Annotated in this window: 20 protein-coding genes; 9 read left to right on the forward strand and 11 right to left on the reverse strand. The window is 68.0% G+C overall.

Translation table 11 applies throughout. The annotated features are described in order from the left end of the window. The first annotated feature begins 34 nt into the window (after positions 1-34). From M2282_RS18215 to M2282_RS18245, 7 genes are all read left to right on the forward strand, one after another. Positions 35-1,183: an ABC transporter substrate-binding protein gene (locus M2282_RS18215; protein ID WP_280810187.1), complete on the forward strand. Its 1,149-nt coding sequence runs from the start codon at positions 35-37 to the stop codon at positions 1,181-1,183. Positions 1,184-1,382: 199 nt separating this feature from the next. Continuing rightward, complete coding sequence (locus tag M2282_RS18220) at positions 1,383-2,411, forward strand: branched-chain amino acid ABC transporter permease (RefSeq protein ID WP_280810188.1); 1,029 nt, start codon at positions 1,383-1,385, stop codon at positions 2,409-2,411. Next, the gene (locus M2282_RS18225; RefSeq protein WP_280810189.1) at positions 2,408-4,309 is read left to right on the forward strand and encodes a branched-chain amino acid ABC transporter ATP-binding protein/permease; all 1,902 of its coding nucleotides are present in this window, start codon (positions 2,408-2,410) and stop codon (positions 4,307-4,309) included. The genes M2282_RS18220 and M2282_RS18225 overlap by 4 nt, the downstream gene beginning before the upstream one ends. Then, positions 4,306-5,037 carry an ABC transporter ATP-binding protein gene (locus M2282_RS18230; RefSeq protein WP_280810190.1) on the forward strand — a complete coding sequence of 244 codons (732 nt, stop codon included), beginning with the start codon at positions 4,306-4,308 and terminating at the stop codon, positions 5,035-5,037. Before M2282_RS18225 ends, M2282_RS18230 begins: the two co-directional genes overlap by 4 nt. Positions 5,038-5,199: 162 nt before the next feature. Next, entirely contained in the window at positions 5,200-7,254 is a 2,055-nt protein-coding gene (paaZ, locus tag M2282_RS18235; protein ID WP_280810191.1) for a phenylacetic acid degradation bifunctional protein PaaZ, read from the forward strand. After that, positions 7,254-8,012, forward strand: a complete 759-nt coding sequence (locus M2282_RS18240) for an SDR family NAD(P)-dependent oxidoreductase (protein ID WP_280810192.1) — start codon at positions 7,254-7,256, stop codon at positions 8,010-8,012. Before paaZ ends, M2282_RS18240 begins: the two co-directional genes overlap by 1 nt. 30 nt (positions 8,013-8,042) lie before the next feature. Continuing rightward, positions 8,043-8,603 carry a methyltransferase family protein gene (locus M2282_RS18245; RefSeq protein WP_280810193.1) on the forward strand — a complete coding sequence of 187 codons (561 nt, stop codon included), beginning with the start codon at positions 8,043-8,045 and terminating at the stop codon, positions 8,601-8,603. A gap of 53 nt (positions 8,604-8,656) precedes the next feature. On the opposite strand, the gene M2282_RS18250 is transcribed toward M2282_RS18245, so the two are convergent. After that, positions 8,657-9,265 carry a flavin reductase family protein gene (locus M2282_RS18250; protein WP_280810194.1) on the reverse strand — a complete coding sequence of 203 codons (609 nt, stop codon included), beginning with the start codon at positions 9,263-9,265 and terminating at the stop codon, positions 8,657-8,659. 85 nt (positions 9,266-9,350) lie between these two features. Between M2282_RS18250 and M2282_RS18255 the strand changes: the two genes are divergently transcribed. Beyond that, positions 9,351-10,283 (forward strand): class I SAM-dependent methyltransferase, encoded by a 933-nt coding sequence (locus M2282_RS18255; RefSeq protein ID WP_280810195.1) that lies wholly within the window; start codon positions 9,351-9,353, stop codon positions 10,281-10,283. On the opposite strand, the gene M2282_RS18260 is transcribed toward M2282_RS18255, so the two are convergent. Both M2282_RS18260 and M2282_RS18265 read right to left on the reverse strand, forming a co-directional pair. Next, positions 10,255-11,547, reverse strand: a complete 1,293-nt coding sequence (locus M2282_RS18260; protein ID WP_280810196.1) for an aminotransferase class V-fold PLP-dependent enzyme — start codon at positions 11,545-11,547, stop codon at positions 10,255-10,257. The genes M2282_RS18255 and M2282_RS18260 overlap by 29 nt on opposite strands. A 4-nt stretch (positions 11,548-11,551) precedes the next feature. After that, entirely contained in the window at positions 11,552-12,457 is a 906-nt protein-coding gene (locus tag M2282_RS18265) for a transporter substrate-binding domain-containing protein (protein WP_280810197.1), read from the reverse strand. A 132-nt stretch (positions 12,458-12,589) separates the two neighbouring features. Between M2282_RS18265 and M2282_RS18270 the strand changes: the two genes are divergently transcribed. Further along, positions 12,590-13,492 carry a LysR family transcriptional regulator gene (locus tag M2282_RS18270; RefSeq protein ID WP_280810198.1) on the forward strand — a complete coding sequence of 301 codons (903 nt, stop codon included), beginning with the start codon at positions 12,590-12,592 and terminating at the stop codon, positions 13,490-13,492. Positions 13,493-13,779: 287 nt separating this feature from the next. On the opposite strand, the gene M2282_RS18275 is transcribed toward M2282_RS18270, so the two are convergent. The 8 genes from M2282_RS18275 to M2282_RS18310 form a co-directional block, all read right to left on the reverse strand. Continuing rightward, complete coding sequence (locus tag M2282_RS18275) at positions 13,780-15,249, reverse strand: N-acyl-D-amino-acid deacylase family protein (protein ID WP_280810199.1); 1,470 nt, start codon at positions 15,247-15,249, stop codon at positions 13,780-13,782. After that, on the reverse strand, positions 15,246-16,163 hold the full coding sequence (locus M2282_RS18280; protein ID WP_280810200.1) for a MurR/RpiR family transcriptional regulator: 918 nt from the start codon (positions 16,161-16,163) through the stop codon (positions 15,246-15,248). The genes M2282_RS18275 and M2282_RS18280 overlap by 4 nt, the downstream gene beginning before the upstream one ends. 10 nt (positions 16,164-16,173) lie before the next feature. After that, positions 16,174-17,487 carry an amino acid deaminase gene (locus M2282_RS18285; protein WP_280810201.1) on the reverse strand — a complete coding sequence of 438 codons (1,314 nt, stop codon included), beginning with the start codon at positions 17,485-17,487 and terminating at the stop codon, positions 16,174-16,176. Then, entirely contained in the window at positions 17,484-18,458 is a 975-nt protein-coding gene (locus M2282_RS18290) for an ABC transporter ATP-binding protein (protein WP_280810202.1), read from the reverse strand. The genes M2282_RS18285 and M2282_RS18290 overlap by 4 nt, the downstream gene beginning before the upstream one ends. A 145-nt stretch (positions 18,459-18,603) precedes the next feature. Then, the gene (locus M2282_RS18295; RefSeq protein ID WP_280810203.1) at positions 18,604-19,641 is read right to left on the reverse strand and encodes an ABC transporter ATP-binding protein; all 1,038 of its coding nucleotides are present in this window, start codon (positions 19,639-19,641) and stop codon (positions 18,604-18,606) included. Next, positions 19,641-20,480: an ABC transporter permease gene (locus tag M2282_RS18300; protein WP_280810204.1), complete on the reverse strand. Its 840-nt coding sequence runs from the start codon at positions 20,478-20,480 to the stop codon at positions 19,641-19,643. The genes M2282_RS18295 and M2282_RS18300 overlap by 1 nt, the downstream gene beginning before the upstream one ends. A gap of 3 nt (positions 20,481-20,483) precedes the next feature. Continuing rightward, positions 20,484-21,437 carry an ABC transporter permease gene (locus M2282_RS18305; protein WP_280810205.1) on the reverse strand — a complete coding sequence of 318 codons (954 nt, stop codon included), beginning with the start codon at positions 21,435-21,437 and terminating at the stop codon, positions 20,484-20,486. Beyond that, on the reverse strand, positions 21,437-22,693 hold the full coding sequence (locus tag M2282_RS18310) for a lactonase family protein (protein ID WP_280810206.1): 1,257 nt from the start codon (positions 22,691-22,693) through the stop codon (positions 21,437-21,439). Before M2282_RS18310 ends, M2282_RS18305 begins: the two co-directional genes overlap by 1 nt. Positions 22,694-22,708: the final 15 nt, after the last annotated feature.

The following is a 22,708-nucleotide window of genomic DNA, read 5'->3' on the forward strand; positions in this document are numbered from 1 at the left end:
CCCCGACCCCTTTTTCAACCCGGAGACAAGACCAATGAAATTCTTCTTCAAGCCCCTGCTGATCGCCGCGCTGTGCGCCACCGCCGCCGCGGCCTGGGCCGACGTCAATGTCGGCGTGACGGTGTCGGCCACCGGCCCGGCCGCCTCGCTCGGCATTCCAGAGAAGAACACCATCGCGCTGATGCCCAAGACCATCGGCGGCCAGAAGATCAACTACATCGTGCTGGACGACGCCTCCGACACCACCGCGGCCGTGGCCAACACCCGCAAGCTGATCGCCGAGAACAAGGTCGACATCGTGCTGGGCTCCACCACCACGCCCAACTCGCTGGCCATGATCGACGTGGTGAGCGAAGCCAAGGTGCCGATGATCTCCATCGCCGCTTCGGCCCGCATCATTGAGCCGATGGACGCCAAGAAGAAGTGGGTGTTCAAGACGCCGCAGAACGACATCATGATGTCGCTCGCCATCGCCGAGCACATGGCCGCCAACGGCGTGAAGACGGTGGCCTTCATCGGCTTCTCCGATGCGTACGGCGAAGGCTGGTCGGAAGAATTCGCCAAGGCCGCGGCGCTCAAGAAGATCACCATCGTCGCCAACGAGCGCTACTCGCGCAGCGACACCTCGGTGACCGGCCAGGCGCTGAAGATCATGGCCGCCAAGGCCGATGCCGTGCTGGTCGCGGGTTCTGGCACGCCGGCCGCGCTGCCGCAGAAGACCCTCAAGGAGCGCGGCTACGCCGGCAAGATGTACCAGACCCACGGCGTGGCGAATTCCGACTTCCTGCGCGTGGGCGGCAAGGACGTGGAAGGCACCTTCCTGCCGGCCGGCCCGGTGCTCGTGGCGGCACAGCTGCCTGCCGACAATCCGGTGAAGAAATCTGCGCTGGCCTACGTGTCGGCTTATGAGGCGGCCAACGGCAAGGGCACCGTGTCCACCTTCGGCGCGCACGCCTGGGACGCCGGTTTGCTGATGAGCTCGGCCGTGCCGGTCGCGCTCAAGAAGGCCCAGCCCGGCACGCCAGAGTTCCGCGCCGCGCTGCGCGATGCGCTGGAGCAGACCAAGGATGTGTCGGGCGCGCATGGCGTGTTCAACATGACGGAGAAGGATCACCTCGGCCTGGACCAACGCGCGCGCGTGATGGTGAAGATCGAGAACGGCGCCTGGAAATACCAGCCTTGATGTCTTCGCATTGCTCCCTCCCCTCCCGGGGGAGGGTTGGGGTGGGGGCCAGCGGCAATCGATGAAGCACTGCGCCGAACGAGCCAAGCCCCCATCCCAACCTTCCCCCGGAAGGGGAAGGAGCAACACGGTGCAGCGCCATTGAAAGCGCTCGCAGCAGACACCGATTCGACACACGGGCCGAGCCCAAAGGTTCTTTATGGATTTGCAGATCGCCCTGCTTCTGGGGCAGGACGGCATCGTCAACGGTGCCGTCTATGGATTGATGGCGCTCGCCCTCGTGCTGGTGTTCTCGGTCACACGCGTCATCTTCATTCCCCAGGGTGAGTTCGTCGCCTTCGGGGCCCTCTCGATGGCGATGCTGCAGGCCGGCCGCGTGCCGGCCACGCTGTGGCTGCTGCTCGCACTCGCGGTGATGGTGCTGATCGTCGAGTTCTGGCGCTGGAAGCGCGGCGCGGTGGTCAACTGGGCCTCGGCGCTCGCATGGTGCGTGGTGCTGCCGCTGGCCGCCGCCGCGCTGGTGCTGCTGCTTAAGCCCACCTCGATGGCGGGGCAGACGCTCACCACGCTGATCCTCATCATGCCGCTCGGTCCGCTGCTCTACCGCCTGGCCTACCGGCCGCTGGCCGATGCCAACGTGCTGATGCTGCTGATCGTCTCGGTCGCGCTGCATGGCGTGCTCGTCGGCCTGGGCCTGCTGTTCTTCGGCGCCGAAGGCTCGCGCACCACGGCCTTCTCGGACGCGCGCTTCGACATCGGCGGCATTCCGGTCAGCGGGCAATCGCTGGTGGTGGTCGGCGTCACGCTGCTGCTGGTGATCGCGATGTTCCTGTTCTTCGGACGCTCGATGGTCGGCAAGGCATTGCGCGCGACCGCCATCAACCGCGTCGGCGCACGGCTCTCGGGCATTCCGACCGAACTGTCGGGTGACCTGAGCTTTGCGCTCGCGGCGCTGATCGGCGCGGTGTCGGGTTTGCTCATCGCACCGATCACCACCGTGTACTACGACACCGGCTTTCTCATCGGCCTCAAGGGCTTCGTCGCGGCCATCGTCGGCGGGCTCGCGAGCTATCCGCTGGCGCTGGTCGGCGCGCTCCTCGTCGGGCAGCTCGAAGCCTTCGCCTCCTTCTGGGCCAGCCCGTTCAAGGAAGTGCTGGTCTTCACCCTGATCATTCCCGTGCTGTGGTGGCGTTCGCTGCGCAGCCATCATGTGGAGGACGAGGAATGAGCTCGCCATCCAACAACATCGCCGCCACCGCGCCGCCCGCCGGCAAGCCGCTGGCCACGCCGCGCCAGCTCACGCTGGTCTTCGTCGTCGCGCTCGCGCTGGCCTGGGGCTTCCTGCCCGAGTTCACCGTATCGGTGCTCAGCAACATCGGGCTCTATGCGCTGGTCGCCGTGGGGCTGGTGATGCTGACCGGTGTGGGCGGCATGACCTCTTTCGGCCAGGCCGCGTTCGTCGGCATGGGCGCGTACGCCACGGCGTGGATCTGCACATCGCCCACCGCCGCCGCATGGATGGGCGGCGCCGTCGGTCCCGCGCTGCTGCCATGGGCCGGCCTCGCACTCGGCCTCGTGTTCACTTTCGCGCTGGCCTGGGCGCTGGGCGCGGTCACGCTCAAGCTGCAGGGCCACTACCTGCCGCTGTGCACCATCGCCTGGGGCCTGAGCCTCTACTACCTGTTCGGCAACATGGAGTTCCTGGGCGGGCAGACGGGCATCACCGGCGTGCCACCGCTCGTGGTCGCAGGCGTGTCGCTCGCCACGCCGCGCGCGCTGGGTGTGGTGATCTGGGGCGTGCTGCTGCTCGCGCTGTGGGCGATGCACAACCTGCTCGACTCGCGCGAAGGCCGCGCCATCCGCGCCCTCAAGGGCGGGCGGCTGATGGCCGAATCGATGGGCGTCGATACGGCGCGCCACCGCATCAAGCTCTTCGTGCTGGCCGCGCTGCTCGCGGCGGTGTCGGGCTGGCTCTATGCGCACCTGCAGCGCTTCGTGAACCCGACGCCCTTCAACCTGAACATCGGCATCGAGCTGCTGTTCATGGCGGTGGTCGGCGGCGCAGGGCATCTGTGGGGCGCGGTGCTCGGCGCGGCGCTGATCACGCTGCTGAAGGAAAAGCTGCAGGACGTGCTGCCCGCGCTGCTGGGCACCAGCGGCAACTTCGAAGTGATCGTGTTCGGCCTGCTGATGCTCTTCGTGCTGCAGCGCTTTTCGGACGGGCTCTGGCCCACGCTGGCGCGGCTCGCAAGCCGCTGGGTGCGCGACGATGTACGCAAGGCTGTGCCAGCCGCTTCGAAGGTCGCCACCGTGCAGCTCGCACAACGCACCCTTCCGGCATCCGGCGAACTGCTGCTCGAGGCCAGCGACGTGAGCAAGCGCTTTGGCGGCCTCGTCGCCAACAACGCGATCTCGATGACGCTGAAGGCCGGCGAGATCCATGCGCTGATCGGTCCGAACGGGGCAGGAAAGAGCACCTTCTTCAACATGATCTCGGGTGTGGACGATCCGAGCTCGGGCGTCGTGCGGCTCTCCGGCCAGTCGATGGCGACCAAGCCCTCGCGCGCCTTCGCCGCGCTGGGCCTGGGCCGCACCTTCCAGCACGTGCGCTTGCTCGGCCAGCGCAGCGTGGTCGAAAACGTCGCGCTCGGCGCCCACCTGCGTGCGAAGCGCGGCTGGCTCGCCGCGATGCTGCGGCTGGACCGCGCCGAAGAAGCCGCGCTGATGGCCGAGGCCCGCCGACAGATCGAACGCTGCGGCCTGGGCGCGCATGCCGACACGCCGGCCGCATCGCTCTCGCTCGGCCAGCAGCGCGTGGTGGAAATCGCGCGCGCCCTCGCCGGCCAGCCTTCGGTGCTGCTGCTCGACGAACCCGCCGCGGGCCTGCGCCACCTGGAAAAGCGCGCGCTTTCCGTGCTGCTGAGCCAGCTGCGCGCCGAAGGCCTCGGCATCCTCGTGGTGGAACACGACATGGAATTCGTGATGAACCTGGCCGACCGCATCACGGTGCTCGAATTCGGCACCGTCATCGCCACCGGCACGCCCGCTGAAGTGCAGGCCAATCCGCGCGTGCTGGAGGCCTACCTGGGCGGCGCCGACGACGAACTGCTGGAAGACGCACGATGAGCCACCCCCTGCTTCAACTCGAGGACTTCTGCGTCGCCTACCGCACCGTGGAAGCGGTGCACAGCGTGCGCCTGCAAGTGAACGAAGGCGAGATCGTCACCGTCATCGGCCCCAACGGTGCGGGCAAGACCACGCTGCTGTGCGCGGCGATGGGGCTCCTGCCTTCCACCGGCGCACTCACGCTCTCGGGCGAGCGCATCGCGCGCCCCGGCGTGGAGACCATGGTGGCGCGCGGCGTGGCGCTGGTGCCCGAACGGCGCGAGCTCTTCGGCGAGATGTCGGTCGAAGACAACCTGCTGCTCGGCGGCTTCTACCAGTGGCGCAAGGGCAAGCGCGACCAGCGCGCGCGCATGGAGGAAGTGTTCGAGATCTTCCCGCGCCTGCGCGAGCGCAAGCCCCAGATGGCCTCCACGCTCTCGGGCGGCGAGCGACAGATGCTGGCCATCGGCCGCGCGTTGATGGCGCGGCCGCGCCTCCTGATGCTCGACGAACCCTCGCTCGGCCTGGCGCCGCTGGTGGTGCGCGAGGTGCTGCGCGTGGTGTCGCAACTGCGCAGCCATGGCGTGTCGGTGCTGCTGGTGGAGCAGAACGCGCGCGCGGCGCTGCAGGTGGCCGACCGGGCGTATGTGCTGGAGATGGGCGACGTGGCGCTCGAAGGCAACGCGCGCGATCTGCTGCATGACCAAAGAATCATCGATACCTATCTGGGCATCGGCAACAAGCACTGACCGGCGCCTGCATTTCTCCCTCCCCTTCCGGGGGAGGGTCGGGGTGGGGGCACGACGGCTTTTGACAAAGCACCGCGCCGAACGAAGGCCGCTTGCCCCCATCCCAGCCTTCCCCCGGAAGGGGAAGGAGCCATACCAGGACACCGACGAAAGGACATCACCATGACCACCACCCTCCAAAGCTACATCGCCGGCCGCTGGATCGGCCAGGATGCCGCGCAGCAATTGCGCAGCGCCATCAACGGCAAGCCCGTGGCCAGCACCCATGCCGAGGCCATCGACTTCGCCGAAGCGCTGAACCACGCGCGCCGCGTCGGCATCCCCGCGCTCATGAAGCTCGACTTCCAGCAACGCGCGGAGCGCCTGAAGGCGCTGGCCAAGTACCTCGCCACGAACAAGGAAACGCTCTACGCGATCTCGGCCCACACGGGCGCCACGCGTGCCGACAGCTGGATCGACATCGAAGGCGGCGCCGGCACGCTGAGCGCCTATGCCGGCATCGGCTCCAACGAGCTGCCCTCGGGCAACCTGGTGCACGAAGGCCCGGCCTTCCCGCTCGGCAAGAAGGGCGGCTTTGCGGGCACGCACATCCTGGTGCCGCGCGGCGGCGTGGCGGTGCACATCAATGCCTTCAACTTTCCGGTGTGGGGCCTGCTGGAGAAATTCGCGCCCAGCTTCCTCGCGGGCATGCCGTGCATCGGCAAGCCGGCCTCGGCCACCAGCTATCTCACCGAGGCCGCCGTGCGGCTCATCGTGCAGTCGGGCATCCTGCCCGAGGGCAGCCTGCAGCTGGTGATCGGCGGCACGGGCGACCTGCTCGATCGGCTCGAGGGCCCCGATGTCGTGACCTTCACCGGCTCGGCCGACACCGCGGCCAGGCTGCGCGTGCATCCGAACATCGTGCGCCAGTCGATCCCGTTCAACGCCGAGGCCGACTCGCTCAACTGCGCGATCCTCGCGCCCGACGTGATGCCCGACGACGAGGAGTTCGATCTCTTCGTGAAGGAAGTGGCGCGCGAGATGACGACCAAGGCCGGCCAGAAGTGCACCGCCATCCGCCGCGCGATCGTGCCGCGCCAGCACCTCGATGCGGTGGCCGAGCGCCTGCGCGCGCGGCTCGCGAAAACGGTCATCGGCGATCCGTCGCGCGAAGAGGTGCGCATGGGCGCCCTCGCCTCGCACGCGCAAAAGGCCGACGTGGCCGAGCGCGTGGCCACGCTGCTGCAGGGTGCCGAGCTGGTCTACGGCGAACGCGACGGCTTCTCGCCCGTGGGCGATGGCGTGAGCGACGGCGCCTTCTTCGCACCCACGCTGCTGTTGAGCCGCAAGCCGCTCGAACACGATGCGGCGCACGATGTCGAGGCCTTCGGCCCCGTCAGCACGCTGATGCCCTATGACGGCATCGACGAAGCCCTCGCGCTCGCCGCGCGCGGCCGCGGCAGCCTTGTCGGCACGCTGGTCACGCGCGATCCGGCCATCGCGGCCAAGGCCATTCCGGTCGCTGCCGCATGGCACGGCCGCCTGCTGGTGCTCGACCGCGAAGCCGCCGTCGAATCGACCGGCCACGGCTCGCCGCTGCCGCAACTCAAGCACGGCGGCCCCGGCCGCGCGGGCGGTGGCGAAGAACTGGGTGGCCTGCGCGCCGTGAAGCACTACCTGCAGCGCGCCGCAGTGCAGGGCTCGCCGACGATGCTGGCCGCGATCACCGGCGAGCATGTGCGCGGCGCGGCTGTGCGCGAGAGCGAGGTGCATCCGTTCCGCCGCTACTTCGAGGAGTTGCAGATCGGCGACTCGCTGCTCACCCACCGACGCACCGTCGGCGAGGCCGACATCGTGGCCTTCGGCGGCATCTCGGGCGACTATTTCTACATGCACTTCGACGAGGTCGCAGCGAAGGAATCGCCCTTCGGCAAGCGCATCGCGCACGGCTATTTCGTGCTGTCGGCGGCGGCGGGCCTGTTCGTCTCTCCCGCGCCGGGCCCGGTGCTTGCCAACTACGGCCTGGACACGCTGCGCTTCGTCAAGCCCGTGGGCATCGGCGACACCATCCGCGCGCGCCTGACCTGCAAGCGCAAGATCGACCGTAACAAGAAGGACGCGAGCGGCCAGGGCCAGGGCGTGGTGGCCTGGGATGTGGAGGTGACGAACCAGGATGGCGACGTGGTCGCGAGCTACGATATCCTGACCCTCGTCTCCAAGAAACCGGAAACCACCTGATGTTCGATCTCACTGGAAAAGTCGCGCTCGTCACCGGCGGCAATGGCGGCATCGGCCTCGGCATGGCCGAGGGCCTCGCGAAGGCCGGCGCGCGCGTCATCGTCGCGGCACGCAATGCACAGAAGTCGGCCGCCGCGGTCGAGGCGCTCAAGGCGCTGGGCAGCGACAGCTTCGCGCTCGCACTCGACGTGACCGACGAGGCCTCGGTGCAGAAGGCCTTCGACGACGTGGCCGCGCGCTGCGGCCGGCTCGACATCCTCGTGAACAACGCCGGCACCACGGTGCGCAAGCCCGTCGACCAGCTCGCGCTCGCCGAATGGCACCAGGTGATGAACACCAACCTCACGAGCGCGTTCCTCTGCAGCCGCGCCGCGCACCCGCACCTTCAGCGCGCGGGCGGCGGCAAGATCATCAACATCGGCTCGATGATGTCGATCTTCGGTGCACCCTATGCGCCGGCCTATGCCGCCAGCAAGGCGGGCATCGTGCAACTCACCAAGTCGACCGCGCTCTCCTGGGCGGCCGACAACATCCAGGTCAACGCGATCCTGCCCGGCTGGTTCGAGACCGAGCTCACCGATGGCGCCCGCAGCCAGATCCCGGGCCTGTACGACCGCGTGGTGGCCCGCGCCGCCGCCGGCCGCTGGGGCCAGCCGGCCGACATCGCCGGCACGGCGGTGTTTCTCGCGAGCGCCGCCTCCGACTACGTGACAGGCACGGCCATTCCGGTGGACGGCGGGTTTTCTATCTCTGGCTGAAGACGGGCGGCCCGTGTACATTCGGCCGCCATGCTCTTCTGGTTCCAGATCTTCCTTTTCGTCGCAGGCACGGCCGCGCTGCTTTACGTTTCGCGCGGGCCGCTGAGCCAGCCCGGCTCGCACGGCTTCTACCGCTTCTTCGCGTGGGAATGCATGCTGGTGCTGATCGTTGTGAACCTGCCGGTGTGGCACATCGATCCGTTCTCGGCGAAGCAGATCCTCTCGTGCATCTTCCTGGCGCTCTCGATCTGGCTGCCGATCCACGCGGTGCGGCTGCTCAAGGCGCAGGGCAGGCCCAGCGATGCGCGCAATGACGACCCGGCCCTCTACGGTTTCGAGAAGACCTCCTCGCTCGTGACCTCGGGCGCCTTCCGCTACATCCGCCACCCGATGTACACCGCGCTCATGCTGCTGGCCTGGGGCGCCTTTCTCAAGCAGTTCACCTGGCTCACGCTGGCGCTGGTGCTGGCGGCCACGCTGCTGCTGGTGCTGACGGCGCTCAGCGACGAGAAGGAATGCATCGCGCATTTCGGCGACACCTACCGCGACTACATGCGGCGCACGCGGCGCTTCATTCCTTTCGTGCTGTAGTTCGCTGTTCTTCGCGGGCCGTGGGGCCGCCGCCGCTGTGCGAAGGACGGGCCTCAGCGCTTCACCGGCACCAGCGGCCGCGCATCCACCGCCTCCCCATCGACGATGAAGTGCCCGCCCGCCACATGGTGCAGCGTGCGCAGTTCGTCATGGCCGGTGAAGTTCCAGCGTCCGTCGGCGAACACCCGCGCATCGGCCTGCGCGGCGATCACTTCGCCAAGGAACAGGTCGTAGCGCTCCTGGATCGGCGGCTCAGGCAAGAGGCGGCATTCGAGCCAGGCCGCACAGCCTTCGAGCAGCGGCGCATCGATCGCGGTGCCGGTGAAAGTCTCGAGGCCATAGGCCGCGAACTTGTCGCGCCCCGAGGTCTCGACGATCTCGCGGCCCGAGCTGTTGCCCAGGGCCTCGGTCAGGTCGAGTTGCGCGCGCACCGGCACCTGCAGCGCGAAGGTACCCGCGCCTTCGAGCAGCACGCGCGTCCAGGTGCTCTTGTCGAGCACCACGGCCACCTTGGGCGGATCGAAATCCAGCGGCATCGCCCAGGCGGCGGCCATGATGTTGCGCTGGCTTCCGTGCGAAGCGCTCACCAGGACGGTCGGGCCGTGGTTGAGCAGGCGGTAGGCCTTGGCGAGCGGAACGGGGCGGCGGTGGGAGGCATTCATGGCGGTCGTCGGAGAATGAAGTAGAAACCGGCGGCAAGCGTCGCACAAAGCCCGCCGTCCGTCATCCCCAGCCCGGAGCCGCCCCATGGACTCATCGAAAGCCAGCCACACCGCCCTTGCCACCTCGCTGATGCGGGCGCTTCACGCGCGCAGCGATCCCGCGCCATTGCTGGACGATCCGTGGGGCGACCGCCTCGTGCCCGAGACCGTGAGGGCCGCCCTGCGCGAGCGCGCGATGGCGCGGCTGGACCCGGCCTTGCGCGCCACCGCATCGCCCGACAAGGCGCTCGACGCCGCGCTGCGCGCGAACGCGGCGTATGCCGATGTCATCCTGCGAAGCCGCTACACGGAGGACATGCTGAAGGCGGCGGTCGAGCGCGGCATCACGCAGTACGTGCTCATCGGCGCGGGCTTCGACAGCTTTCTCTGCCGCCGCCCAGCCTGGGCCGAGGGCCTGAAGATCTACGAGGTGGACCACCCCGCAACGCAGCAGTTGAAGCGCCGGCAGTTGCAGCACTGCGGCATCGCCGAATCCGATGCGGTGCAGTTCGTGGCGGCCGACCTGTCCGAAGAAACGCTGCAGTCGGCGCTGGCGCGATCGTCGTTCCAGCCCACGCAGCCCACCTTCTTCTCGTGGCTCGGCGTCACGGTGTACCTCACGCGCGAGGCCAACCTCGCGACGCTGCGCGCCATCGCCTCCGTGGCACCGGCTGGGAGCGAACTGGTCTTTACCTACGTCGATGAAGCGGTGCTGCGGCCGGGACACGCAAACACCGAGGCATTCAACAAGCTGCGCAGCGACGTGTCTTCCGTCGGCGAGTCCTTCCTTTCGGGCTTCGACCCCGCGACGCTGGGGCCGCTGCTGCTGGAGACCGGGCTTCTGCTGCTGGAAGACCTCGGCGGAAACCAGGCCGTCGCCCGGTACGACGCCGCGGGTGCCCACGGCCTGCGGTGGGCCGGTGCGGGGCACCTGGCGCACGCATGCGTCGTCAATCCAGAGCAGCGATCTCCTGCGTGACCCTGAGGAACTTCGCCACATCGTCCATCGAGTGGCAGTGCAGCGGCGACACGCGCACCGTGCCTTCGAGCCCGAAGGACTCGAGCATCCGCTTCGAATAGATGCTCGTGGCCACGCGCTCGTACACCGTGACGCCGCGCTTGCCGTACTCGACCACCGCCTGCGTGCAGTCGATGCGGTCGAAGCCGATGCCCAGGATCAGGTCGCGCTTGGTCAGGTCTTCGTGGTCGAGGAACACTTCGACGCCTCGCATCTCGCGCAGACCGGTCGCGTTGCCGGTGCCGTCGAGCAGCGCGGCCAGCAGCGCGCGCTCGTGCAGTTCGATGCGCCCGATGCCTTCGACGAACAGCGCGCGGTGTTCCGCCGCATCGGTGAACTGGCCGCCGAGCCAGCAGACGTAATCGACGATTTCCGTGAGCGCAGCGAACTGCCACGGCGCGGAGCTGCCCAGGTCCCAGAAGTCCGGCTTCTTGCCCGCGAGCTTGTGGTGCGGCAGCACGGCCGCGCGGTCGGACACCCACGAGAGCCCCGAGCCGCGGCAGCCGAAGAACTTGTAGGGCGCGAGGTTGATGCCGTCCACCGGCGTCTTCTGCAGGTCGATGAGGCCGTGCGGCGCATGCTGCACCGCGTCCACGAGGATGTAGAGGTCGGGCTTGATGGCGCGCGCGCGTCGCACGATCTCGGCCATGTCGAGCTTGGCGCCCGAGATGTTCGAGGCGTAGATCACGTTGAGCAGGCACGTGTCCTTGTCGACGAGGCGCACGATCTCCTCCACATCGACGCCGCCCGTCACGGGGTTGCTCTTCGCCACGCGCAGCTCGCGGCCGAGCCGACCGGCGTAGAGGCTCATCGCATCGAAGGCCGAGGGATGCTCCAGCACCGTCGTGACCATGTTCGTGCCCGGCACGTTCTCGGCCACCGCGCGCACCATGTCGAACATGGCGCCCGAGGCGGTGAGCGAGGCGTAGACGCTCCCGCCTTGCGCGTTGAGGATGGTACGCAGGTCGTCGGCGGCTTTTGCCTGGATCTGCTGCAGCTCCACCGCGGTCGCGTGGATGCGCTCCGCGTTGTCGGGAATCGCATCGACCTGCGCGAAGCGCTCGACCGCTGCCTTCAGGCGGAACGAACCTCCGGCGTTGTCGAAGTACAGGCGCTCGCGGCCGCGATGGTCGTGGTCGACGAGCAGGAAGCGCGCCTTCACCTCGCGCATCAGCGCATCGGAAAACGCCAGGCCGCGGGGGTGGTTTTCAAGCGTGGTCGCCATGTGCTCAGACGCCCTTGTTGTTCGGGTTCTTGTAGATGTCGCGCACCGCGTCGGACATCGGGAAATTCAGGTTCACGTTCTTCGGCGGAATTGGCGACATGAACCACTTCGTGTAGAGCTGGTCGATCGCGCCCGACTTCATGAGGCCCGTGACCGTTTCATCGACCAGCGCCTTGAACTGCGGATCGTCTTTGCGCAGCATGATCCCGTAGGGCTCCTGGCGCAGCGACTCTTTCAGCAGCTTGTAGTCGCCGGGGTTGGTGGCGCTGGCGATCATGCCGGCGAGCTGCACATCGTCGAGCACGTACGCATCCGCGCGGCCGGTCGAGAGCAGCAAAAAGCCGTCGGAGGTGTCCTTGCCCGCGATCTCGTTCACCTCGATGGTGCCGCTCTTGCGTGCGCCGCGCAGCAGCTGGATCGAGGTGCTGCCCGAGACCGTGGCCACGTTCTTGCCGTTGAGGTCGGTGAGCGCATTGATGCCTGCGCTCTTGCGCACCGCCGCAGTGATGTTGGTCACGAAGTGGCTGGGCGCGAAATCGACCTGCGCCTGGCGCTGCGTGGTGTTGGTGGTGGTCGCGCAATCGAGGTCGACCGTGCCGTTCTGCAGGAGCGGAATGCGGTTGGTCGAGTTGAGCATCGTGTAGCGCACCTCGATCTTCGCGAGGCCCAGCTTGGCCTTCACCGCATCGACGATCTTCAGGCAGATGTCGTTGGTGAAGCCGATGGGCGCGCTGTCGGCGCTGAGCTTGTACGAGAACGGAATCTGGCTGTCGCGCGCGCCGATCTGGATGGTGCCGCTCTCCTTGATCTTCTGCAGGGTGCCGCCGTCCTGGGCGCTGGCGGCGCTGCACGCGAAGGCCAGCACGAGGCCGAATGCCAAGGGAGACAGAGGCAGTTTCTTGAGATTCATGGCGCGTTCCTTGAAGGGTCGATGACGATGGTGTGGACGCATCTTCTGCCTGCGGATGAATTTCCAAAAGCGATTTTTTGTGATCGAATCACATCACCAAAAGCGTTCTTTCAGTCGAGGTGCCGCACCGTGATGACCTTCAAGCAACTCGAAGCCCTCTACTGGATCGGCCAGCTCGGCGGCTTTGCGCAGGCCGCGAACCAGTTGCACACCTCGCAGTCGGCCGTCTCCAAGCGAGTGCACGAGCTGGAGCTGCTGTTCGAGACCGAGCTCTTCGACCGCAGCCAGCGCACCGCGCGCCTGACCGAAAAGGGCGAGGAGATGTTCGTGCTCGCCAAGCGGCTGCTGGAGCAGCGCGATGCCGCCGTCGAGCAGTTCGGCAAGCCCGGTGTGGTGGAGCGCCGCATCCGCATCGGCGTGACCGAACTCACCGCGATGACCTGGCTGCCGCGGCTGGTCGGCCTGATCCAGCAGCACTATCCCAAGGTGATCCTGGAGCCCGACGTGGACGACAGCCTGCAGCTGCGCGACAAGCTGCTGGCCGACGAGCTCGACGTCGCCGTGGTGCCCGACTCTTTTGCCGACTCGCGCATGCAGAGCAAGGTCATCGGCCGGGTGAAGAGCGCATGGATGTGCAAGCCCGGCGTGGTGCCCTCCACCGGCACGGTGCGCCTGCACGACCTGGCGCGCCACCGCATGCTGGTGCAGGGCAAGAACTCGGGCACCGGGCGCGCCTACGACGCGTGGATGAAGGACCAGGGCGTGCAGCCTTCCAACGTGATCGTGGTGAGCAACCTCGTGGCGCTCACGGGGCTCACCGTGTCGGGCCTGGGCGTGAGCTACCTGCCGCGCGAATGCCTGTCGCCGATGGTCGATGCGGGCATGCTCGCGGTGATCGAGGTCACGCCGCCGCTGCCGGTGGTGCGCTACGTGGCCATGCACAAGGGCGAGCACCGCAGTGCGCTGACCTCGTCGATCGTGATGCTGGCGCAGGAATGTTGCGATTTCACGCGGATGTTCCAGGCGCAGGATTGAACGATTGCGGGTGCGCGGGCGGCGTTGTCCAGGGCGCGATCACGCCGATGGGGTACCTTGCTCCGCGAATGTCCCCCGCCTTCGGCTCCTCCTTGATTTCGCTGCGCAAGGCACCCCATCGGCGTGCTCGTCATAAGCAGCGGTCGTTGATCGGCCGCACACCGGCAGCGTGCCGAAGTGCACAGGGCATCGGGTGCTCCCCGCAGCGAAATCAAGGGGGAGGCCGAAGGCCGGAGGACATTCGCGGAGGGGAGTACCCGGTGGCCTGTGCACACGCCCCGAAGGCTTCAGTTCCCGCGCGTCAACATCCGCCCTGCGCGCGCCAACACCCTGGCCTCGGCCTCCCCACCGCGATACGCCAGCACGCCGTTCACGAACACCCGCTCCACACCCACGCTCACGCCATGCGGCTTGTCGTAGGTCGCCGTGTCGGCAATGGTCTCGGGGTCGAACACCACCACGTCGGCCATCGCGCCGACACGCAGCAGCCCACGGTTGGCGATGCGCAGGTTGCGGGCGGTCATGCCGGTCATCTTGTGCACGGCCTGCTCCAGCGTGAAGAGGCGGCGCTGACGCCAGTAGCGCGCGAACACGCGCGGGAACGCGCCCCAGAGGCGCGGATGCGGATGGCGGTCGTGCGGCAGGCCGTCGCTGCCGATCATGGTGAGCGGGTGCGCAATGACGCGCTCCACGTCTTCTTCCTGCATCTGGAAATAGCAGGCGCCACCGGGCTTCAGGCGCAGGCACGCCTCCTGCTCGGTAGTGCCCCACTCGCGCGCGATATCGGAGAGAAGGCGGCCGGTCATCTCGGGATGCGGGTCGGACCATGTCAGCAGCACGTCGATGACGCCATCGACCAGGTCTTCGCGCAGCACGGTCGAACCGGCCACGTAGGGGTACACGTCCATCGCGATCTGCTGGCGCTGCGCAAGCGCTTCGATGAGCGGCAGCGTCTCCTTCGTGCGGCCCCAGTTCGCGGGGCCCGCGCACTTGTGGTGCGAGATGACCAGCGGCACACCAGCGTTGAAGGCCGAGTCGCCAGCCTCGTGCAGCGCCTCGATGATCTGCTGCATCTCGCTGCGCAGGTGCGTGGCGTACACGCCGCCATGGCGCGCCACGACGCGGGCGAGCGCGGTGACCTCTTCCGCGGGCGCGGCAAAGGCCTCTTCGTAGAAGAGGCCCGATGACATGCCGTGCGCCCCATCGGCCATGCAGCTGTCGAGCAGCGCTTCCATCCGCGCCAGCTCTTCGGCGCTCGCAGGCCGGTCGAGCGCTTCCATGCTCGCAAAGCGCAGCGTCGTGTGGCCCACCAGCGCAGCCACGTTGAGCGCAGGCTGCGTCGCATCGACGGCAGCCCGGTACTCGGCCATCGTCGCGTGCCTGAACGAATCGGCGCCCAACAGCGTGAGCGGCGGCTTCGACTGCGGCGTGCGGTACGGCGCGAGCGAGATGCCGCAGTTGCCCGTCACCACGGTGGTGACGCCCTGCGACACCTTCGGCAGGCACAGCGGATCGCGCAGCACGATCGCATCGTCGTGCGTGTGCGCGTCGATGAAGCCGGGGGCGACGACCTTGGCCCGGCAATCGACGATGTCGAGATCGGCAACGCTCAAGCCCTCCGGCAGCCGCCCGCGCAGGCCTTCGCCGAGCGCGAGGATGCGGTCGCCCTGCAGCAGCACATCGCCGGGCCACGAAGGGCCGCCCGAACCGTCGACCACGAGGCCGGCTTCCAGAAGTACAGCTTGGGAGTCGCTCACGATGCGCGTCCTCCTTTTTCATCGTTGATGCCGCCGCCGTCCCAGCTTTGCAGCGGGTGCGTGGTGGCGTCGATGCCATGGCGCTGGAAGGCTTCGCGCGCGCGTTGCAGGCGCTGCACCGCCGGCTCGCCGCGGCGTTGCGCGACCAGCACCGTGAGGATCTCGATGACGGTGAGGTGGGTGAGGTAGGCATCGATGCCCACGTGCATCACCGCGTCGTCGGGCACCGAGAGGCCCAGCAGGAAGTCGGCCTTGGCCGCGAGCGCGGTGCCGGGGCGTGTGAGCGCGATCACCTTCGCGCCCTGCCCGCGCGCGATGTCCACCGCGTCGAGCAGCGACGGCATTCCGCCCACGTGCGAGATGGCGATGACCACGCCGCCCGGCCGCTGCGCCGCGCCTGCCACCTGCTGCAGGTGGTAGTCGGCCCAGGCGTTCGCCGAGAGGCCGAGGCGAAAGAGCCGCGCCTGCAGGTCGTTGACCATGAACCACGAGGTGGCGCCCGCACCGTACAGGTCCACATGCGGCGCGGCCGCAATGGCGGCCACGGCGCCGTCGAGCACCTGCATATCGAGCTGGCCACGCACGCCCGAGACCGAGGCCGCGGCGCTGCGCGCGATCTTGCTGACCACTTCGTCGGCCGTGTCCTCGATGTTGACGCGGCGGTGCAGCGGCGAGCCGCCGAGCGCCAGTTCCTGCGCGAGCGCGAGCTTGAATTCGCGCAGGCCCGCGAAACCGAGGTCGCGGCAGGTGCGCATGATGGTGGGCACCGAGCTGCGCGAGCGCTCGGCCAGCTGCTCGAAGCTTTCTTCGAGCACGCGGTCGGGGTCTTCCAGGATCAGGTCGAGGATCGCGCGCCGCGTGGCCGGTGCGCCGCTGCGGATCTCCGCGATCTTCCGGAGCAGGGAGGGGGTCATCGTTGCGATTTCAGAAGTGCATGGCGACGGCGTCGCTCACGCGGTAGTTCTCTTCGACCACCGGCATCCAGTGCCATTTGTCGAAGGTGGTGCAAGGGTGCGAGATACCCAGGCCGACGCGGTCGCCGACGACAGGCGCCAGCGATTCTTCGCCCGCGTCCCAGCGCAGGTAGGCGTGCTGGTCGTTGAGCGCGGTGATCTTCCAGCCGGCAGGCACGGCTTGCGCTTCGAGCACGCCGCGTGCTGCGCGTGCGATGGGCACGGGCATCGAGAGATCGAACGAGATGTCGCGCTTGCCCACGGCAAGGATCGCAAGGCCGGGCTCGGGGCGCGATTGCACCGTGGCCCAGACCTCCATCGCCGGGCGCAGGCCCTCACCGCATTGGCAGCCCAGGCGCTCGTCTACCGCGCTCACCATGCGCTTGTAGAAGCCGTGGTCGTGCGTGACGTAGCAACCCGAGCGCAGCAGGCCGCGCACCGGCGAACCCAGCGCGGGCTTCAGGCGCCCGGCCACGAGATCGAAGATGGCCGAGCCGCCGGCCGAGACCAGCACCTCGTCGGTCTCGAAGAGCTTGTGCGTATCGCAGTGGCGCGCGATGGCTTCGACGCGGTCCATCAAGGTGTTGGCATACGCGGTGTCGGGCTCGCTGACGCCGGTGGCGCCCTGCCCTTCGTAGGTCTCGATGCCCACGAGCTTGACTGCATCGCTTGCACGCAGCCGCGTGGCGAGCGCCACCGCTTCTTCATGCGTGCGGCAGCCGGTGCGCGCGCCTTCGACGCCGATCTCGATCATCACTTCGAACGGCACGCTTGCGGGATGGCGCTTCGCCCAGTCCTCGATGAGGCCGAGCTGCGCGATCGAATCGACCAGGAACACGATGCGTAAACCGGCATTCGCGCTCAGCAGCAACTGGATGCCCGCCAAGTCTTCATCGCTCACCACCTGGTTGGCGATCAGCGTGCGGCGCGCACCGGCGGCCACGCCCACCGCGAGCTGCGTGACGGTGGCGAAGGTCAGGCCCCACGCACCCGCATCCAGCTGGCGCCGGAAGAGCTGCGGCGACATGCTGGTCTTGCCGTGCGGCGCGAGGTCGATGCCCCACTCGCGCACGCGCGACTGCATCCACGCGAGGTTGTGCTCCAGCGCCTCGCGCTTGAGCATCGCGAGCGGCAGCGGCAGGTCGCCGGCCAGCACGTTCCACCCGGCGGCGCCGACTTCGCTGCGCAGGCGCGGCGGCTGGGTGCGCGGGTAGCCCTTGAAGTTGCTGCCGAGCAAGGGGTCGTTGAAATTGGCGTTGGTAGCGGTGTCTGTCATGGTCGTCATGCGGCGATATTGGAAAGCAGTTCCCGGCGAATGCAGGCGCTGTAGTGTCCGGGGGAAATCTCATCAAGCGGTGGCACCGTCTGCGCGCAGGCCTCGATGGCATGCGGGCAGCGCGTGCGGAACACGCAGCCCGAAGGCGGCGAAATGGGGCTGGGGATGTCGCCCTTGAGTGCAATGCGCTCGGTGGCGAGCGTGGGGTCGGGCTTCGGGCTCGCGGCCAGCAGCGCCTGCGTGTAGGGGTGCGAGGGGCGCGCGAACAGTTCGTCGGTCTCGGCCACTTCCATCACCTTGCCCAGGTACAGCACCACCACGCGGTCGCACAGGTACTCGACCACATCCAGGTCGTGCGAGATGAAGAGCATGGTGAGCCCGAGGCGCTCGCGCAGGTCAGCCAGCAGGTTGATGACCTGCGACTGGATCGACACGTCGAGCGCCGACAGCGGCTCGTCCGCGACGATGAACTCGGGCTCCACCGCGAGCGCGCGTGCCACGCCGATGCGCTGGCGCTGTCCGCCCGAGAACTCGTGCGGAAAGCGGCTCGCATGCTCGGCGCGCAGGCCCACGGTTTCGAGCAGTTCGGCAATGCGCTTGTCGCGCGCGGCGGCGCCCTTGTGGAGGCCGTGCGTGGAGAGCGCCTCGCTGAGGATGGCGCTGATGCGCATCTTCGGGTTGAGGCTCGCGTACGGGTCCTGAAAAATGATCTGCAGCTTGCTGCGCAGCTTGCGCATGCGCTCGCCCGAGAGCGCGCCGATGTCTTCGCCGCGGTAGAGCACCTGGCCCTCGGTGCGTTCGACAAGGCGCAGCACGGTGCGGCCGATGGTGCTCTTGCCGGAGCCGGATTCGCCGACGAGGCCCAGCGTCTCGCCGGGCTGGATGGCGAAGGAGACGTCGTCGACCGCGCGGACTGGGCGGTCGCTGCTGCCGAAGTATTTCTTGAGTCCGCGGACTTCGATGAGGGGGGCGGCGGTCATCGTTGCTGTTGGGTATTGGCTCCTTCTCCCGCGAGCGGGAGAAGGCGGGGGATGAGGGTGCTCGCGAGGGCCGCGGGAGTCACCCTCACCCCAACCCTCTCACGCAGGCGGGAGAGGGAGCAAGACAGGGACGACAGCGCGCGGGTCATGCGGCTTTCGCGCAAGTTGCGTCTGGCTGCACGCGAATGCAGCGGGCCTGACGGCCCTGGCGGATGCCGATGAGCGGCGGAATCGCATCCTTGCAACTCGCCAACGCCAGGTCGCAGCGCGGCTCGAACGCGCAGCCGGGCGGCGGCGCGAGCGGACTCGACACCTGCCCGCGAATCGCGAACAGGCGCTTGGGCTTCGGTTGACCAGGAACGCGCGCCTTGCCCGGCAGGCAGGCCAGCAGGCCCTGCGTGTACGGATGCTCGGGCTGCGCGAACAGCGGCCGCACCGGCGCGCTCTCGACCACGCGGCCCGCGTACAGCACCACCACATCGTCCGCATGGTGCGCGACCACGCCAAGGTTGTGGGTGATGAAGAGGATGCTCATGCCCGTCTCGGCCTGCAGCCGGCGCATGAGCTCCAGGATCTGCGCCTGGATGGTCACGTCGAGCGCGGTCGTGGGCTCGTCGGCGATCAGCAGCGTCGGGTCGCAGGCCATCGCCAGCGCGATCATCACGCGCTGGCGCATGCCGCCCGAGAGCTGGTGCGGGTACTCATGGATGCGCTGCGCGGCCGCCGGAATCTCGACCAGCTCCAGCATGCGCAACGCATGCGCGAGCGCGGCCTTGCGGTCCAGCCCCTTGTGCAGCCGCACGCTCTCGGCGATCTGCTCGCCGATGGTGAAGACCGGGTTCAGGCTGGTCATCGGCTCCTGGAAGATCATCGACAGCTGGTTGCCCCGCAGCGACCGCATCTCGCGTTCGCCTATCTGCAAGAGGTCGAGTGTCTTGCCTTCGCGCGTGACGAAAGAGGCCGAGCCGCTGACCTGCGCGTTCGCGGTCTTCGGCAACAGGCGCATCAGCGTGAGGCTGGTGACCGACTTGCCCGAGCCCGATTCGCCGACCAGCGCGGTGGTCTTGCCCGGCTGAATGGAGAAGCTCACATCGGCCACCGAGCGGATCAGGCCGTCTTCGGTGGGGAAGCTGGTGCTCAGGTTGCTGACCGTGAGACGTGGTGTGTTCGCGGGATTCGTCATCACGAGGTTTTCTTGAGCTTGGGGTCGAGCAGGTCGCGCACGCCGTCGCCGAGCAATTGCAGCGACAGCGCCGTGAAGATGATCGCCAGCCCCGGGAACAGCACCACCCAGAAGGCCTGGTGCGCGTACTGCTGGCTGCCCGCGACCATGGTGCCCCAGGTCGGTATCTCGGGCGGCACGCCAACGCCGAGGAACGAGAGCCCCGCTTCGGCCAGGATGGCGTAGGCGAAGATGAAAGACACCTGCACCAGGATCGGCGACATCAGGTTCGGCAGGATGTGGCGCCACAGGATGCGCGAGGTGCGCACGCCCAGCGCGCGCACCGCTTCCACGAACAGCAGTTCCCGCACCACCAGCGTGGAGGCCCGCACCACCCGCGCCACGCGCGGCGTGTAGACCAGCACCAGCGCGAGCACGGTGTTCATCAGCGAAGGCCCGAGGATCGCCACCAGCGCGATGGCCAAGAGGATGTCGGGGAAGGACATCATCGCGTCGACCACGCGCATGAGCGGGGTGTCCAGCCGCCGGAAGAACCCGGCCATCAGGCCCAGCACCGTGCCGGCGATGACCGAGCCCAGCGCGGTGAGCGCGGCGATGGCCAGCGAGTAGCGCGCGCCGTGCACGATGCGCGAGTACATGTCGCGGCCCAGTTCGTCGGTGCCGAGCAGGTGTGCGGCGCTCGGCGCCTTCAGGCGGTCGAGCACCGCGGTGTCGTTGGGGTCGATGGAGGCGAACAGCGGCGCGCCGATGGCCATGATCGCAATCACCAGCAGCACCAGCGCGGAGACCATCACGATGCGGCGGTGCATCAGCTGGCGGAGCATTCTTGGCATCTGCATCGTTCAGACCTTCACGCGCGGATCGACGACGGCATACAGCAGGTCGATGGAGAAATTGATGAGCACGTAGATCGCCGCAATCACGAGCAGCGCACCCTGGATCACCGGATAGTCGCGCCGCAGCACCGCACTCACCACGAGGTTGCCGACGCCCGGCAGGCCGAACACCGTCTCGGTGATGACGGCACCGCCGATCATCAGCGCGACCGTGAGGCCGATCACTGTGACGATGGGCACCAGCGCATTGCGCAGCGCGTGCTTGAGCACCACCTTGCTTTCGGAGAGGCCCTTGGAGCGCGCGGTGCGCACATAGTCTTCGCCGAGCACGTCGAGCATCGAGGCGCGCGTGAAGCGGATGATGAGCGCCGAGTTCAAGAGGCCCAGCACCGCGGCCGGCAACACCAGCGAATGCAGCCGCTCGGCCAGCGCCGCATCGGGTGCGCCGTAGCCCGAGACCGGGAACCAGCCGAACGACACCGCGAAGATCTGGATCAGCACGATGCCCAGCCAGAAGCTAGGAATGCTCGCGCCGAGCATCGCCACGCCGGTGAAGAGCTGGTCGACCACACGTCCGCGGAACACGGCAGAGACGATGCCGCACGGCACGCCTATCAGCGCCGCGATGGCGACGGCCATGAGCGCGAGCAGCGTGGTCGGCTCGGCGCGCTCCCACAGCGCCTGCGTCACCGGGCGCTGCAGGAAGATCGAGGTGCCCAGATTGCCCTGCAGCACTTCGCGCAGCCAGTAGCCGAACTGCACGGGCAGCGGCTTGTCGAGGCCGTACTCCTTTTGCACGCGAGCGATGTCGGCGGCCGTGGCCTGGTCGCCCAGCAGCACCGAGACCGGATCGCCCGAGGCGGCGCGCGTGAGCACGAAGACGATCACCGCCACCAGCGCGAGCACCACGAGCATGCCGACCGCGCGGGAGGCGATGTAGCGCAGCGAAGACTTCTTCATCACGAAGAGAACTCGATGGCGGCCGCGCTGCCCACCGCCACGTAATGGCCGGTGAACCGGATGTCGCCCTTCTGCACGTGGAACACCGTGACGTTGTCGCCCTGCTTGTTGTGGCACACGTAGAGGAAGCGGCCGCTCGGGTCGAGCGTGCAGCTGCGCGGGTAGTTGCCGCGCGTCCACTCTTCTCGCACGAGCGTGGGAGCGCCGGTGCGGGCATCGATCCTGAAGAGCGAGATCGAATCGTGCAGGCGGTTCAGCGACACGAAGTGCTGGCCGTCCGGCAGCATGCGGATGCCCGAGGCGTAGCTGGTGCCCTTGAAGCCGGCCGGCAGTGCCGAGGTTTCGCTCACCAGCGTGAGCACGCCCGTGGCGCTGTCGTAGCGCATGAAGGCGATGGTCGAGGCCTCTTCGTTCACGAGGTAGAGCCACTTGCCGTTCGGGTGGAAGACGAAGTGGCGCGCGCCCGAGCTTTCCGACACCGCGACGGTGCCGGGCTGGCTCAGCACGCCGGTGATGCGGTCGAAGCGGTACGAGATCACCCGGTCCAGGCCCAGGTCGGCGACCAGCACGAAGTTGCCGGTGGGGTCGCTGTGCACCATGTGCGCATGCGGGCCGTCGTGGTCGCTGGTGGCAAAGCCTTCGTGCGAGCGCGCCGCGGCGGGCACCACGTCGGCACCGGGCTTGCAGGGCGTGGCGCCGCAGGCGGCGACGTCCTTGTAGACGACGGCGGCGACAGCCGAATCGAAGCCACCGTCGGCACGCAATGCGATCACGCTGACGTCGCCGCTCGCGTAGTTCGCGGTGAAGAGAAAGCGACCATCGGGATGCACGCTGACATACGCCGGGTCCTTGCCGCCGCAGGCCATCTCGGCCACGAACGACAGCGCGCCGTCCGCACCGATGCGGAAGGCCGAGACCGAACCGGCCTCGAACTCGTTGGCCGCATAGAGCATCGGCAGCTTCGGATGCCGCGCGAGCGATGCGGGATTGCGCAGCTTGGCATCGCTGCCCGTGCTTGCAACGGCGGGCGGTGCGCCGGGAATGGGCTTGAGCGCGCCGGTCGCGCCGTCCACCACGAACTGGTGAACGCCGAGGCCACGCCCGCCGCGCCACGGCTTGCCGCCGTCGCTGTAGGTGCCGACGTAGGCGTACACAGGACCGGATGTGGCGGCCTGGATAGTGGAGGCCGTGAGGCCGAGGGCTCCGAGGCCGGAGGCCAGTGCGCTGGCTTGCAGAAGTTGGCGACGCGATGGCATGGCAGTGGTCCTTCC

It is taken from the genome of Variovorax boronicumulans (assembly GCF_029892485.1).
In the GTDB taxonomy this organism is placed as follows: domain Bacteria; phylum Pseudomonadota; class Gammaproteobacteria; order Burkholderiales; family Burkholderiaceae_C; genus Variovorax; species Variovorax boronicumulans_B.